The following is a 14,561-nucleotide window of genomic DNA, read 5'->3' on the forward strand; positions in this document are numbered from 1 at the left end:
AAGGGAGCACTACATGCCGCGATATGCAATACTTTATATAAAGAGGAGTTGCGCATATGAATGTACATCTTGATGCAGAAACTGTCGTTACGATTATTGCTATCCTAGTTGGTCCCATAATGGCTGCAGTTGTCGGCATATGGTTACAAGATAGAAAGGAAAGAATTTCAAGAAAAAATTATATATTCAAAACACTCCTTTCTACTCGAGCAATGTTTCTACTGCAAGACCATGTTAGAGCACTGAATATGATCGATGTCGAATTTACTGGAAACAATAGTTTGGATAAAGATGTTAGGGATAAATGGAAAGCATTGTTGAATCATTTTGGGAAAAAGCCAAATAATGATCCACAATGGGGTGAAGAGAGAGCGAGAAGGCTCACAGATCTTTTATTTTCAATGTCGAAGAATCTCAAATATGATATAGAAAAATCTCATATTGAAAGTGGAGCATACGCACCAGTTTTCTATGAGAACATTGAAACACAGATAGCAACCATAAGAGAAAAATTGATAGAACTACTCGACAAGGGGCATCCTTTTCCGATTAGGATTATAGAGGAAGATGAATCATCTCAGTAGCATTTTAAAATGCCTGTAAGATGCCTCTACTGAATTACTTCGTATTTATTTGTCTTTATTGTTGGTGCGGTGCTCGGCTACGTCCACTCCGGAATCCGGAGTCTCGGTTTTTGCGGCCTCGCCCGCGGCCAGCTCGGGCTGGAAGAAGAGGGTCACCGTGGTGCCCTCGCCCTCCCGGCTGACGAGCTCCACGCGGCCGCCCGCCTCCTCCACGATCTTCTTGATCATGGCCAGGCCCAGGCCGTAGCCCTGCTCCTTCGTGGAGTAGAAGGGGCTGAAGACCTTGTCCATCTCCGAGGGCGCTATGCCCGGGCCGTCGTCCCGCACCGAGGCGTGGGCCATGAGCCCGTCGAAGCCGGTCTCCACCACCACGTGCCCGCCCCCGGGCATGGCCTCCACCGAGTTCTTGATCAGGTTGATCAGGCACTGCTTGATCGTCTCGGCCTCGCCGCGCACCCTGGGCAGAACGCCGGTCTCCTCGAGGGTCAGGTCGAAGCCCTCGTGGCAGTAGCCGATGCGCATGAGCTCCGCGGTTTCCCTGGCCGCGGCGGCGAGGTCCGTCGTCTCCCGGGGGCGCTGCTCCGTGCGCACGAAGCCGAGGATGCTCTTCAGCAGGTGGTCCAGCCGCTTCGTCTCCTCGGCGATGATCTTGACCTTCTCCACCTCGCTCTCCGAGAGGTTCGGCGAGCGCAGGAGCGAGTTCACGAAGCCGCCGATGGCGAAGAGCGGGTTCCTGATCTCGTGTGCCAGGTAGGTGGACATCTCGCCGATCACGGCCAGCTTCTCGGTCTGCTGGGCGCTCCGCTCGCGCTGCGTGCGCTCGGTGATGTCGCGGCGCATGATGAGCACGTGGGAGAGGTCGCCGTGCCTGTCCAGGATGGGGTAGGAGTAGACGCGGAAGTAGCGCAGCCGCCCCTCGGCGTCCACGCGGGTGAGCATGGCCTCGGCCTTCTGCTTGCTGCGCAGCGTGACCCCGAAGGGGCAGGCCTCGTCCGGGTCCGTGCAGAAGGTGCGGCCGTCGCCGTCGTTCGTGAGCTGGATCTCGGTGCACGGCCTGCCGATCAGCTCCTCCTTGCTGCGGCCCATGCGCGCGGCCACGTTCTGGTTAAGGTCCACCACGCGCCGCTCCTTGTCCAGGAGCAGAATGTCGTCGTGCACCTCGTCGATGATGGCCTGCATGAGCGCGCGCTGGCTCGTGAGGGCGAACTGCCGGTGGCGGCTTATCTCCAGCATGTTGTGCAGGCTGCACAGGAAGATGGCGGCCCCGTGGTCGATGAGCGAGACCGAGGTCGGCAGGCGGGAGCGCAGGAGGCGGATGTTTCCGGCCGAGCCGGTGAGCTCGAGCACGAGGTTGATCTGCGGATGGGCGGCGAGCATCTCCTCGGGCGTCTCGTAGACCGGGGCGCCCATGGAGCGGGCCACGTCGAGCTTGGGGGACTCGAGCATGCCCGCCCTGGCCACGGCGCGCAGCCGCATGGGGGGCAGGAACTCGCTCGAGTCCTTGCTGCGGATGATGTTCAGGATGGTCAGGAAGCCGGGGCCGGTGCCGACGATGCCCAGCTCGAAGCCCCAGTCCTCGGTTTCCCAGAGGCAGAAGTTGCCGTTGCGAGAATCGTCTGCGGCCATGCGTCCTCGATCCGTCCGGGGCGTCGTCCGCGGACCCGCTCCCCCGGGCGCGTCCAGGGGGGCCGTCCGCCGCAGTCCCTGCCGTCCGGCCGCGTCAGGGACATGGCTGCACCCTACGTGGCTTTGCGCCCGTTTGGCAACCGGTGCGCGGACTTCGCCCGCCGGGTCCGCCGCGGGCGGCCTACATGAGGTCCGCGTCCTCCTCGGCCCTGACCGGGAAGACGAACTCGAAGGAGGCGCCGCCGTCGATCCCCCGGCCCACCGTGAGGGTGCCGCGCCTCTGGCCCGCCAGGCGGCTCACGAGCTGCATGCCGAGCGTCTCGCAGCGGGCCGGGTCGAAGCCCTCGGGCAGGCCCGGGCCGTCGTCGGAGAGGCGCAGCAGGCCGCGTTCGCCCATGTTGCGGATGACCAGGCGCAGGGTTCCGCCTCCGCGCTGCCTGAAGGCGTGCTTCACGGCGTTGGTCACGAGCTCGTTCAGCACCAGGCCGCAGGGGATGGCCTGCTGCAGGGGCAGGGGCAGGGGCTCGGTCTCCTGCTCCACGCGGACCGTGGTCGTCCCCAGGCTCTGGATCAGGCGGCGCAGGAGCTTGTCCGTGTACTCGCGCAGGTCCACGGCCGAGAAGTCCTTGGAGCGGTAGAGCTCCTCGTGGACCAGGGCCATGGTGGCGATGCGGCTCTGGCTCTCGAAGAAGACCTCCTGGGTGGCCTCCTCCTTGATGGACAGGGCCTGCAGATAGAGCAGGCTCGAGATGATCTGCAGGTTGTTCTTGACCCGGTGGTGGATCTCGCGCAGCAGGATCTCCTTCTCGTCCAGCGAGGCGCGCAGCTCGTCCTCGGCCTTGCGGCGCTCGCTCACGTCCTCGAGGATGGACTCGAGCATGACCAGGCGGCCTTCGTGGAAGACCCCGCGCGCGTGCAGCTCCACCCAGAGGCCGGTCCCGTCCCTGCGCCGCATGCGCACCTGCATGTGCGCCTCGCCGTGCTCCCTGGCCGCTGCCACCACGCGCAGCCGCTCCGAGGGGTCCACGTAGAGCTGGCGGCCGATGTCCTCGAAATAGGCGATGACCTCGAGGGGGTCCTCGAAGCCGAAGATGCGGGCCGCGGCCGGGTTGGCCGAAAGGAAGCGCCCCTCGGGCGTGCTCTGGGTGATGCCCTCGGCCGCGTTTTCGAAGATGGAGCGGTACTTCTCGCGCGACTGGCGGAGCGCCTCCTCGCGCTCGGACACCGTGCGGGCCATGGTGCCGAACTCGCGGGCCATGATGGCCAGCTCGCGGAAGTCCTGGGTCCCGCCGCGCAGCTTCGTGTAGTCGCCCCGGGCCACGGCCTGGATGCCCTGGGTCAGCCCGTCGATGGGGCTGACGATGTTGCGTCTGATCTGGCGCAGCACGAGCAGGGCCAGGAAGGCCACGTAGGCCAGGCAGAGGCCGAGGAAGGTCGCGGACAGGGCGGCGATGGGCCGAAGGACCATGCGCGCGGGCTTTAAGATCACCAGGCGCCAGCCGATGGCGGGCACCACGGCGCCGGAGCCGAACCACGTCCGCCCCTGCGCGCGCACGAGGTCGAAGCTGTCCTGCTCGGTGCTCAGGGCGCGCAGCACGCTCATGCTCCCCAGGTTGGCCTGGGTGCGCACCATCCAGGGGTCGGGGTGGGCCACGACGTTGCCGAAGGCGTCGGTGAGGAAGACCACGCCGCCCTCGCCCTTGGGCACGAAGCTCTGCAGGTGGTGCTGCAGGTCGCCCAGGTTCAGCTCGCCCAGCACCATGTCGCCGTCCGCCGTGACGTGGCGCACGTAGATGGTCAGCTCGTCGCTCTCGGGCGAGTACATGGGCCGCGAGATGACGTTGCCGGGGCCCGCCAGGGCGGGGAAGGAGACGGGGAAGTCCAGCCCCGGGGCCTCCTCGGGCGAGGCCTTGAGGATCGTGCGGTTCTTGTCCAGGAGCAGGATGCGCGCGAAGCGCTTGTCGGCCTGCAGGCTCTGCATGGCCGCGGCCATGGCCTGGGACGAGACGTCGAGGTCGTGCAGGCGGGCCAGGTAGCCGAGCGCCTCCACCGCGCCGTCGAGGTACATGACCACGTTCTGGGCCAGGGAGGCGGAGAGCATGCGGTCCTGCACGCGCACGGCCTCCAGGCGGGAACGGGCCAGGTAGAGGCCGAGCACCGCGACCATGAGCAGCACGGGCAGGAGCATCCACGGCAGGAGGCGCGTGCGCACCAGGCGCTGCAGCGACGGACGCGGCTTCATGGCTCGATGGATTCGAGGGTTTTGAAGCCGCCGTCCTTGACCTCGACGATGAAGCCCCGGCGCGAGACGTCGCCGTACTCGTCGAAGACCAGCGGGCTCTGCACGCCTTCCACCTTGCCCAGGGCGGAGAGCGCCTCGGGCAGGCCGTTGCGGCTGCCGCGGGTCCATTCCAGGGCCCGGGCCAGGACCATGACCGCCTCGTAGCTGAAGCAGGCCGCGAAGCTCGGCGGCGTGCCGAAACGCCGCTCGAAGCGCTGCTTGAAGGCCTGGAAGCGCGGCAGGGGGTTGTTGTCGTCGTAGTTCAGGGAGAACAGGGCGCCCTCCACGGAGAGGCCGCCAGTCTGCAGGAGCTCCTGGGTGGCGGACCACATGGAGCCGAGGAGCAGGGTCCGCGTTCCCTGGTGGTGGAGGTCGCGGGCCAGGGAGGCGAAGTCGCGGCCCGAGAGCACGCCGAACACGGCGTCGGGCCCGAGCCGCGCGAGCTCTGCCGCGGTCGGCTTCCAGTCGCCGACCGCGGCCGAGTTCAGCCGGATGTCGGCCAGGACCCGGCCCCCGGCGGCGTGCAGCTCGGAGATGAAGTTGTCGGCGCAGGGCACGGTGTAGGCTGCGTTGGCGAGGTCCGTGATCACGGCCACGTCGCGCACGCCCCGCTTGGTGAGGGCGAAGCGGGCCAGGGCCGCGCACTCGTGCGGGGTGTCCGGGGTCAGGCGGTAGAAGTTGTCCTTCTTGCCGGAAAGGTAGGGCGAGGAGACCGTGGGCGAGATGAGCGTCAGCCCCTCCTCGGCGGCCAGGGGCAGCACGGTCACGGCCACGACGCTGGTCATGGGGCCGATGACCGCCGTGACCTCCTGCCTGCCCAAGGTGCGGATCGCGGCCACGGCCTTGGCCTCGTCGTTGGCGTCGTCCACCGCGGTCAGGAGCAGGGGCCGTCCGGCCACGCCGCCCTCGGCGTTGATCTCCTCCACGGCGAGCATGGCGCCGTTGCGGCCCTGCACGCCGAGGTCCGAATACTTGCCCTGCAGCGGCCCGAGGAAGCCGATGGCGATGGGGTTGCCCTGGCAGCCGGGCAGGCACAGGGCGCACAGGACGAGCAGCAGGAACAGGCTCGGTCGGCCCGATCGGGCAAGTCGGACGAAGGGGCTCACGCTGGATCGCTTCTCTCTTGCCGCGCGCGGCGCCTGGGCGCCGCGCGGTTGCGGGGGGCGCGAAAAAGATTAAACCAGCCCGCCTCGTCTGACAATGCGCTTTTGCGCGTTGGCCCGGGCCCCTGTTTCTGCTAGCCTCGGCCCGAAAGAGCCCGACCGTCCGCAACCGGAGGCCCCCGTGATCCCTCGCCGCCTCAAACAGGCCCTGTCCCTGGCCGTGCGCAACCGCTTTCCCGTCCTCGTGGTCGGCCCCCCGGGCGTGGGTAAGTCCGAGATCGTGGCCCAGGTGGCCGCGGCCGAGGGATTCGACCTGGTGCTGACCCACCCGGTCATCGCCGACCCCACGGACTACAAGGGCATGCCCTTCGTGGTCGAGGGCAGGGCCGAGTTCCTGCCCTTCGGCGACCTGCGCGCCATCATCGAGGCCGACCGTCCCACGGTCTGCTTCATGGACGACCTGGGCCAGGCACCGGCCGCGGTGCAGGCGGCGGCCATGCAGCTCCTGCTGGCCCGGCGCGTGGGCGGCCACGCGGTGAGCCCGGAGGTGACCTTCGTCGCGGCCACCAACCGCCGCCAGGACCGGGCCGGGGTGCAGGGCATCCTCGAGCCGGTCAAGTCGCGCTTCGTCTCCATCTTGCACCTCGAGCCGGACGTGGAGGACTGGTGCGCCTGGGCCGCCGGGCAGCGCCTGCCCCACGAGCTGACCGCCTTCGTGCGGCTCAGGCCCGAGCTCCTGACGTCCTTCGAGCCGAGCCGGGACATGGCCAACAGCGTGAGCCCGCGCACCGTGGCCCACGTGGGCGCGCTGCTGGCCGCCGCCGGGGCCCCCGGGAACAGCGACGGCTCCTTGCCGCGCGAGGTCCTGGCCGAGATGGTCGCGGGCGCGGCGGGCCCGGCCTTCGCCCAGGAGTTCATGGCCTTTGTGCGCGTCTACGGCCTCATCCCGGACCCGCGGGCGGTGCTGGCCGATCCCGGCGCAGCCGCCGTGCCCGGCGAGATCTCGGCGCTCTATGCCCTCTGCCTGGCCCTGGCCGCGCGGGCCGCGCCGGACAACTTCCCGGCCTTCGCCGCCTACGCGGGCCGCCTGCCCGCCGAGTTCTCCGTGCTCATGATGCGCGAGGCCGTGCTGCGCGACGCCCGCCTGGCCGAGGACCCGGCCTTCGCGGCCTGGGCCGCGGACCACGCCGACGTGGTCCTCTGAGGAGCGGAGGCGAGACGTGCCCGGCTCCCCGGACGCCCTGCGCCGCCTGGCCCGCGCCCGCGCGAACCTGATCATGCGCGCGCCCTTCTTCGGCTCCCTGGCCCTGCGCCTGTCCCTGGCCGAGGACCCGTCCTGCGAGGGGCTGTGGACCGACGGCCGCGTCCTGGCCGCGAACCCGGACCGGCTGCGGCGCCTCTCCGACGACGAGCTGCTCGGCGCCCTGGCCCACGAGGTCCTGCACCTGGCGCTCGGCCACCATCTGCGCCGCGGCCGCCGCGACGCCCCGCGCTGGAACGCGGCCACGGACTACGCGGTCAATCCCCTGGTCCAGGAGGCGGGGCTCAGGCTCCCCACCGGCCGCCTCTTCGACCCCACCTACTCCCGTCTGCCCGCCGAGGAGATCTACGAGAAGCTGCCGCGGCCGGACGACGAGGGCCGCGACCCGCAGGGCGGGGACGGCGGCGGCGAGCGGGGCGAGGGGAAGGCGGAGGAGGGCCGGATGCAGGACAGACGGATCGTCCCGGACGATCCCGGCGGCACGGGCGAGGTGCGCGATTTTCCGGACGACGCGCCCGAGGCCAGGGCCGAGGAGGCGCGCGCCTGGGAGCAGGCCGTGCGCGAGGCCGTGCGCGCCGCGGGCGGCTGGGGCCGCCTGCCCGCGCGCCTGGCGCGGCGCATGGGCGCCCTTGCCCGGCCGCGCCTGGACTGGCGGCGCGAGCTCGCCCGCTTCGTGGAGGAGACCGCGCGCACGGACTACGTCTGGACCGCGCCCAACAGGCGCTACCTGCCCGCGGGCGTTGTCCTGCCGAGCCTGGCCTCGCGCAGGCCGGGGCGCATCGTGGCCATCGTGGACTCGAGCGGCTCCGTGGACCGCGCCGCGCTCACGGCGCTCGTCTCCGAGTGCCTGGGCCTGCTCGAGGCCGAAGGCCAGGAGCACGGCCTGCCGGTGCTCTACGTGGACACGGCCGTGGCCCGCACGGAGCGCCTCTTTCCCGGCGACACGCCCAGGCCCGCCGGGGGCGGCGGCACGAGCTTCCGTCCCGGGTTCGCGTGGCTGGCCGCGCGCGACGAGGAGCCGGACGCGGCCATCTACTTCACGGACGGGGAGTGCGAGGAGTTTCCCGAGGCGCCGCCCTACCCGGTGCTCTGGGTGCTGCCCGAGCCCAATCCGCGCTTCGAGGCCATGCTCCCCTTCGGCCGCGTCGTGTCCATCGCCTCGGATCGCTGAGGGAGCGCGCCGAGGCTTCATTCCAGGACGTCCAGGGAGGTTTTCGCAATGCGCATCAAGTGGGGCATCCGCAAGCGGCAGGGCAACCACCGGCCCATCTTCTGGTACGAGATCGAGTATTCGCCCGAGGAGGCGGCCCTGCACCCCATGCCCGGCCGCGTGGAGACCGCGGTGCCCGTGCCCGTGGCGCTCTTCGCCAAGGACGGCATGGACCGCGAGCCCGAGGGCGAGGCGCTTCGGCCCTCGCACCTGGACGGGCGGCCCGACCTGCCGTTCCTGGAACTCTTCGGCGGACGCGGCAGGCGCCACGTGGTCCTGCCCTGGCGGCCGGACGGCGAGGTCTTCGAGGCCGAGATCGCCCAGGCCGTGGAGGGGCTGCGGCTCGCCGTGGAGACGGCCCTGCTCGCGGCCATGGACTCGGCCGAGGTGAACATCGAGCGCGAGGCGGCCATGAGCGAGGACACGGCCCGCCGCCTGGCAGGCTACGTGGCGCGCAGGAAGATGCTCGGCTGAACGGCCGAGAATCTTTTTCCAGGCGCAAGGCGCCGCATTGCAGGGATTTTTCGAAAAATACGAACAGGAGGCGTTGACGTCGGGCGCTTCGGACTTAATTGCTATACCAGAGACAGAGGGAATCCAGTTCGGCTCGGAAACATCCCGAACCAACCGGCAACCCGGCCGCGCACAGCCACGTCACCCGGTGCGCGGCCGGTTTCGTTTTTTCCGGCCGCCCGCCTCGCCTTCCCCGCCTTTCCCGCTTCCATCCGCCTCGAGCCCCGGCGCGAACCGTGCCGCAAAGCCCTTCACGTCGAACTTGCGCATGGCCCCGGCCAGGGTCATGGAGCGCACCGTGCCGTAGACCGGCCGCTCGCCCCAGGGACGGTCGTGCACCCCGCCCATGGACCAGGCCAGCCCCGCGTAGCCGTTGGCCTCGCGGCCGTCGAGCTGGTGGCGGTCGTTCAGCCGGATGCCGATGCGCAGCGCCTCGGCGGCGGAGGGCGTCCACTCCAGGATCTTCTTGGCCCAGTACATGCGCAGCCAGCCGTGCATGTGGCCCGTGTCCAGCATCTGGCGCTGGGCCGCGTTCCACAGGGGATCGTGCGTCTCCCCCCGCTCCAGCGCCTCCTCGTCGTAGAGGTGGGGCCGCGGGTCCGCCGCGTGCTTTTCGAGCGTTTGCCGCGCCCAGTCCGGAAAGCAGGAGGCGGAGTCGTAGTCCGGCGCGTGCAGGCAGAAGTTGTCCGCCAGCTCCCGGCGCACGACGAGCTCCTCGAGGAAGGAGTCCTTGGCCTCCTGCGGCGCCTCGGCCCGCGCCACGGCCAGGGCCGCGCGCTGCGCCGAGAGCATGCCGAAATGCAGCCACGGCGAGAGGCGCGAGGTCGCCTCGGCGTTCGGGTCGTTGCGCTCGGTGTAGCGGGAGAGGTCGGAGGCGATGAACCCGTCCAGGCGCGCGAGCCCCGCGTCCGTGCCCGGGGCGGCCCAGTCCACGGGCGCCACGCCGCGGTCCACCCCGCGGTTCCTGTCGAGCCCGGCCAGGGCGGCCGCGAAGTCCGGCTCGGGCAGGTGGGCGGCAAAGGGGACGGGATGGGGCCTGGGCTCCGGCAGGGGCGTCAGGAACTCGGGCAGCAGGCGGTGGATCTTGGGGCGGATGGTGCGGGCCATGTACTCGCGCTTGTCCGAGACCAGATAGGCCGGGCAGACGTTTCGCGAGTCCACCTCCCGCACGGGGCAGGAGAGCGCTTTCGCCGCCGCCGCGATCCACTGCCTTTTCAGGCGCAGGGAGTCGAAGTCCGTGACCACGGCCCGGGCGCCGTGGTCGCGCGCGAAGCGCACGATCTCGGCGGGCGGATCGCCACGCAGGAACGCGAAGGGGATGGACAGGGCGGCCAGCTCGCGCGCCGCGAGCGCGAGGCCGCGCAGGAGAAAGTCGTATTGCCGCAGGGCGGCCCCGAGAAAGCCGGGCGCCAGGCAGTAGGCCACGACCAGGGGGGCGTTCGCGGAAAGCGCCAGGGCCTGGGCGTGCGCGAGCCCCCAGTTGTCGCGGCAGCGGTGCTCGCGGTGCATCCAGTAGACGACCGGGCCCTCTCCCTTGGCTATTTCTCCCGACGTGCCGGCCTCGGCCCGCCCGCCCACGGCGAAGGCGCGACGCGCGGCGCTCGCGGCGGCCGCCTCGAAGGCCTCCGGGCCCCGGCTCACCGCTGCGGCTCCTCGCCGTCCAGCAGCTTGCCCATCATCATCGCGTCCACGTAGCGGCCGCGCACGAGGTAGGCGTGGCGCTCGAGCCCCTCGTCCAGATAGCCCGCGCGCAGGTACAGGGCGTGGGCCGCCTCGTTGGGCGCCATGAGCCGAAGCTCCAGGCGGTGCAGCATCCGCTCCTCGGCCCAGGCGTCCAGGCGGCGCAGCATGCCGAGCCCCACGCCGCGGCGCCTGGCCTCGGGCAGCACGCCCAGCCCGTTTATGCGCGCCGCGTGGGCGATGCCCCGCAGATGCCCGCCCAGGGCGAAGAGATAGCCCGTGAGCCGTCCGCCGTCCCCGTCCTCGGCCACGATCACGGTGCAGTTCTCCCGGCCCAGGAAGAGGCCGAGCCGCCGCGTCATGGCCGTGGCGTCCATGGTCAGCTCCTCGACCTCGGGCAGGAGCCAGTCCGTGGCCGATTCCACGCGGCGCACGAGTTCCACCATCGCCCCGGCGTCGTCGAGGCGTGCCTCGCGTACTCGCATACGGTTCCTCCAGGATGCAGACTAGCAGGAAAGCGCGGCGGGAAGAACCCCCGTCCGGGCGGCAGTCCCGGCCGGGACCTGGCTCAGCCTGTCGGGAAGAAGCCCGCCAGCCTGCGCGTGTCCTGGAACTCCCGCGCCTCGTTCGCGCGCAGCAGGGCCACGAGCCCGGCCGTGTCGCGCGGAGCCGGGCCCGGCAGGACGTTGGCGAAGCTGCCGATGCACGGGACGCGGTGGGCGTCCGTGTTGTAGAGGCGCGAGAGGCCGTAGCGCTCGGCCGCGGCCTCGTAGAGGCGGGCGTTCTTGGGCAGGCAGGCGCCGTTCTTCCAGCGCCAGCCGGGCCTGAGGATGTTGATGGAGTTCATCTCCAGCCCGTCGGCCCAGTCGAAGATCTCCCCGGCCTCGGGCGTGATCGCGTCCTGCCAGCGGAAGGGATGGGCCACGAAGGCGTACGCCTCCTCGCGCACCGCCTCCAGCACGTCGCGCAGCAGCGAAAAGGGCACGGGCCGGGGCAGGTCCAGGTGCATCGAGTCGGTGATGACCACGATGTCGTGCCCCTCCTCCACGGTGATCTCCGTGCCCGAGTAGAGCATGAGCCCGGGAAAGAGGTCGCGCAGGCGCGCGAGCTCGCGCTCGCGCCACTGGTAGTGGTGCTCCGTGAAGACGAGGCCCGAGAGCCCCGTGGCCAGGGCCGCGGCGCAGGCCTCGTCGGGCGGGATCGTGGAGCAGGCCGAGTGCAGGGCCGTGTGCACGTGGCAGTCGATGAAGCTGAGCTCGGACATGGCTACCTGCCGCCGGGAGCGGACCCTTCCCTCTTCTCCGAGGGTTCTGCCGCGGATTCCCCCGCGGGCTCTCCCCCGGCCTCCACCACGCGGGCGTCGGCCAGCACGAGGATGAGCCGCTTGATGGCGTCCGTGTCGTAGAGCCCCCGGGCGCACTGCAGCCGCGAGAGGGCCTCGAAGGGCGAGAGCGCCGGTCCGTAGGCCCCGGCGCGGGTGTAGTTGTCGTACATGTCGCAGACCGAGAGCACGGCCACGTGGCGCGGAATGTCCGAGGCCTGGGCCCCGCCCGGGTAGCCCGAGCCGTTGACCCGCTCGTGGTGCATGAGCATGCAGTGCAGCGCGGCCGGAGGCAGGGACACGCCCGAGCACATGGCCACGCCCAGGGCGGGGTGGCTCCGGTACAACTCGAGCTCGGCCGCGGAGAGCGCCTCGAGGTTCTTCTGCGCCACCTCGCGCGGCAGCCGCGTCTTGCCGATGTCGTGCAGCAGCGCGCCCATGGCGCAGGCCTCGAGCAGCTCGTCGTCCACGTCCTCGCAGCCCTGCAGCACGCAGGCGGTCAGGACCATGGTCCCGATGCCGTGGGAGTAGACCGAGAAGCCGCGCGTGAGGAAGCGCGCCATCTCGCGCACGGCCTCCTGCCTGCTCAAGAGGTCGAGCGTCGTGCGCACCAGGCAGCGGACCTTCTCGAAGCGCCGCGCGCCGAGCGGCCGGGGCAGCTTGTGCTCGAAGACGTCGCGCACGAGGCCGAGCGTGGCCTCGTACCAGACCTGCACGCGGCCCGAGAGCGGGATGGATTCGTCGTCGAGGATCGAGCCCAGGTGCTCCTGCAGATAGTTCTCGTAGCCCCCGCGCTCCTCGCTCTTCACGAAGAGGCGGCGCACGCCGAGCTCGTGCAGCCGCGTGCGGTGCCGGTCGGTGAAGCGCTCGCCCTTGCGGGCGTAGAGGATGAGATTGCCGTCCAGCCGCAGATAGATGCTGAATCCGCCGACGGCGGAGGGGATGATCAGCAGGGGCGAGACAGGGAAGACGCCGTCCGGGTCGTGCGGCTGCTGGGCAGGGGAGGGACCGTGACTCACGGATGCCTCCGGGATAGTTTTCCCATGGGCGTTGAGTATCCAACCCGGGCATGGGCTGTCAATGCGGCCCCCGGCCCGCGGCCCGGCCTGCGCCTTGCGCGGGGCCGGGAAGGGGGCTAGAACCGGGCGGAACGGTATTTCTGCATCACGCGAGCATCCCCAGCATCCGGAGGAAGACAATGCGCAGCACGAAAATGACCGGCGGGCTCTCCCGCGCGCCGCACCGCTCCCTGCTCTACGCCCTCGGCCTCACGCGCGAGGAGATCGAGCGCCCCCTGGTCGGCGTGGTCAACTCGGCCAACGAGATCGTCCCCGGCCACAAGCACCTCGACACCATCGCCGCCGCGGTCAAGGCGGGCGTGCGCATGGCCGGGGGCACGCCCATCGAATTTCCCTCCATCGGCGTCTGCGACGGCCTGGCCATGAACCACGAGGGCATGGGCATGTCCCTGCCCAGCCGCGAGAACATCGCCGACTCCATCGAGATCATGGCCACCGCGCACCCCTTCGACGCCCTGGTGCTCATCCCCAACTGCGACAAGTCCGTGCCCGGCATGCTCATGGCCATGCTGCGCCTGAACATCCCGGCCGTGCTCGTCTCCGGCGGCCCCATGTTCGCGGGCAAGGGCGGCACCGACCTCATCAGCGTCTTCGAGGCCGTGGGCAAGGTCAAGCGCGGCCTCATGAGCGAGGAGGAGCTCGAGGAGATGGAGATGTGCGCCTGCCCGGGCTGCGGCTCCTGCGCGGGCATGTTCACCGCCAACTCCATGAACTGCCTCTCCGAGACCATCGGCCTGGCCCTGCCCGGCAACGGCACCATCCCCGCGCCCACGGCCGCGCGCGTCCGCCTGGCCAACACCGCGGGCCGGAAGGTCATGGAGCTCCTGAAGAGGAACATCACCCCGCGCGACATCGTCACCAAGCAGGCCGTGGCCAACGCCGTGACCCTGGACATGGCGCTCGGCTGCTCCACCAACACCGTGCTGCACCTGCCCGCCGTGTTCCGCGAGGCCGGACTCGACCTGAACCTGGACATCTTCGACGAGATCAGCCGCCGCACGCCCAACCTCTGCCACCTCTCCCCGGCAGGGCACCATCACATAGAGGACCTGCACGCCGCGGGCGGCATCCCCGGCGTCATGGCCGAACTCGCCGGGGCCGGGTTCATCGACACCGCCTGCATGACCGCCACCGGCAAGACCGTGGGCGAGAACCTCGCGGAGCTCAAGGCCCGCGTCGTGGACCACGAGGTCGTGCGGCCCGTCTCCGACCCCTACAGCAAGCACGGCGGCATCGCCGTGCTGCGCGGCAACCTGGCCCCGGACGGCGCCGTGGTCAAACAGTCCGCCGTGGCCCCGGAGATGATGACCCGCAAGGGCCCGGCCCGCGTCTTCGACACCGAGGAGGCCGCCAACGCCGCCATCCTCGACGGCGCCATCAAGCCCGGCGACGTGATCGTCATCCGCTACGAGGGACCCCGCGGCGGCCCGGGCATGCGCGAAATGCTCTCGCCCACCTCCAACATCGCGGGCATGGGCCTGGACAAGGACGTGGCCCTCATCACCGACGGCCGCTTCTCCGGCGGCTCGCGCGGCGCGGCCATCGGCCACGTCTCGCCCGAGGCCGCCTCCGGCGGCGCCATCGGCCTGGTCCAGGAAGGCGACACCATCGCCATCGACATCCCGAACCGCTCCCTCGTCCTCGAAGTCTCCGAGGACGAACTCGCCCGCCGCCGCGCCGCCTGGAAGCGCCCGGAAAAGGAACTCAAGTCCCCCATCCTGCGCCGCTACGCCCGACAGGTCGCCTCCGCGGCCAACGGCGCCGTGCTGCGGGAAGAATAGACGGAGGAAGATGCCTCCGGCGGGCAGGGAGGGGGCTGCGCGCCCCCTAGATCGGAAGAGCGGGTCAGCAGGAATGCCGAGACCGGGAGCTAATCTCGTATGCCGTCTTCTGCTTGCAAAAA

The 14,561-nt window shown here is 69.8% G+C and carries 12 protein-coding genes; 5 read left to right on the top strand and 7 right to left on the bottom strand.

Annotated features, from left to right (window positions below):
• Nucleotides 1-56 precede the first annotated feature (56 nt).
• On the top strand, nt 57-584 hold the full coding sequence (locus tag DSX2_RS18375; protein WP_152512933.1) for a DUF6680 family protein: 528 nt from the start codon (nt 57-59) through the stop codon (nt 582-584).
• Between the two features lie 45 nt (nt 585-629).
• On the opposite strand, the gene DSX2_RS11930 is transcribed toward DSX2_RS18375, so the two are convergent.
• From DSX2_RS11930 to DSX2_RS11940, 3 genes are all read right to left on the bottom strand, one after another.
• On the bottom strand, nt 630-2,210 hold the full coding sequence (locus DSX2_RS11930) for a nitrogen regulation protein NR(II) (RefSeq protein ID WP_020881354.1): 1,581 nt from the start codon (nt 2,208-2,210) through the stop codon (nt 630-632).
• A 181-nt stretch (nt 2,211-2,391) separates the two neighbouring features.
• Nucleotides 2,392-4,452 (bottom strand): sensor histidine kinase, encoded by a 2,061-nt coding sequence (locus DSX2_RS11935; protein ID WP_020881355.1) that lies wholly within the window; start codon nt 4,450-4,452, stop codon nt 2,392-2,394.
• Nucleotides 4,449-5,597, bottom strand: coding sequence for an ABC transporter substrate-binding protein (locus DSX2_RS11940; RefSeq protein WP_020881356.1), 1,149 nt, complete (start codon nt 5,595-5,597; stop codon nt 4,449-4,451). The genes DSX2_RS11935 and DSX2_RS11940 overlap by 4 nt, the downstream gene beginning before the upstream one ends.
• A gap of 178 nt (nt 5,598-5,775) precedes the next feature.
• Between DSX2_RS11940 and DSX2_RS11945 the strand changes: the two genes are divergently transcribed.
• The 3 genes from DSX2_RS11945 to DSX2_RS11955 are packed head-to-tail and all read left to right on the top strand — an operon-like array spanning nt 5,776 to nt 8,539.
• Nucleotides 5,776-6,798 carry an ATP-binding protein gene (locus tag DSX2_RS11945; protein WP_020881357.1) on the top strand — a complete coding sequence of 341 codons (1,023 nt, stop codon included), beginning with the start codon at nt 5,776-5,778 and terminating at the stop codon, nt 6,796-6,798.
• A 16-nt stretch (nt 6,799-6,814) separates the two neighbouring features.
• On the top strand, nt 6,815-8,026 hold the full coding sequence (locus tag DSX2_RS11950; RefSeq protein WP_020881358.1) for a VWA-like domain-containing protein: 1,212 nt from the start codon (nt 6,815-6,817) through the stop codon (nt 8,024-8,026).
• A 48-nt stretch (nt 8,027-8,074) separates the two neighbouring features.
• Nucleotides 8,075-8,539, top strand: a complete 465-nt coding sequence (locus DSX2_RS11955) for a hypothetical protein (protein WP_020881359.1) — start codon at nt 8,075-8,077, stop codon at nt 8,537-8,539.
• Between the two features lie 180 nt (nt 8,540-8,719).
• Here the strand turns inward: DSX2_RS11955 and DSX2_RS11960 are convergent, their stop codons facing one another.
• The 4 genes from DSX2_RS11960 to DSX2_RS11975 form a co-directional block, all read right to left on the bottom strand.
• Nucleotides 8,720-10,219, bottom strand: coding sequence for a deoxyribodipyrimidine photo-lyase (locus tag DSX2_RS11960; RefSeq protein WP_020881360.1), 1,500 nt, complete (start codon nt 10,217-10,219; stop codon nt 8,720-8,722).
• Nucleotides 10,216-10,743, bottom strand: coding sequence for a GNAT family N-acetyltransferase (locus DSX2_RS11965; protein WP_020881361.1), 528 nt, complete (start codon nt 10,741-10,743; stop codon nt 10,216-10,218). Before DSX2_RS11965 ends, DSX2_RS11960 begins: the two co-directional genes overlap by 4 nt.
• An 83-nt stretch (nt 10,744-10,826) precedes the next feature.
• The gene (locus tag DSX2_RS11970) at nt 10,827-11,522 is read right to left on the bottom strand and encodes a PHP domain-containing protein (RefSeq protein ID WP_020881362.1); all 696 of its coding nucleotides are present in this window, start codon (nt 11,520-11,522) and stop codon (nt 10,827-10,829) included.
• A 2-nt stretch (nt 11,523-11,524) separates the two neighbouring features.
• Nucleotides 11,525-12,598: an HD-GYP domain-containing protein gene (locus tag DSX2_RS11975; RefSeq protein WP_020881363.1), complete on the bottom strand. Its 1,074-nt coding sequence runs from the start codon at nt 12,596-12,598 to the stop codon at nt 11,525-11,527.
• Between the two features lie 179 nt (nt 12,599-12,777).
• On the opposite strand from DSX2_RS11975, the gene ilvD reads away from it, so the two are divergent.
• Entirely contained in the window at nt 12,778-14,439 is a 1,662-nt protein-coding gene (ilvD, locus tag DSX2_RS11980) for a dihydroxy-acid dehydratase (protein WP_020881364.1), read from the top strand.
• Nucleotides 14,440-14,561 lie beyond the last annotated feature (122 nt).

Source organism: Desulfovibrio sp. X2 (assembly GCF_000422205.1).
Lineage (GTDB): Bacteria > Desulfobacterota > Desulfovibrionia > Desulfovibrionales > Desulfovibrionaceae > Alkalidesulfovibrio.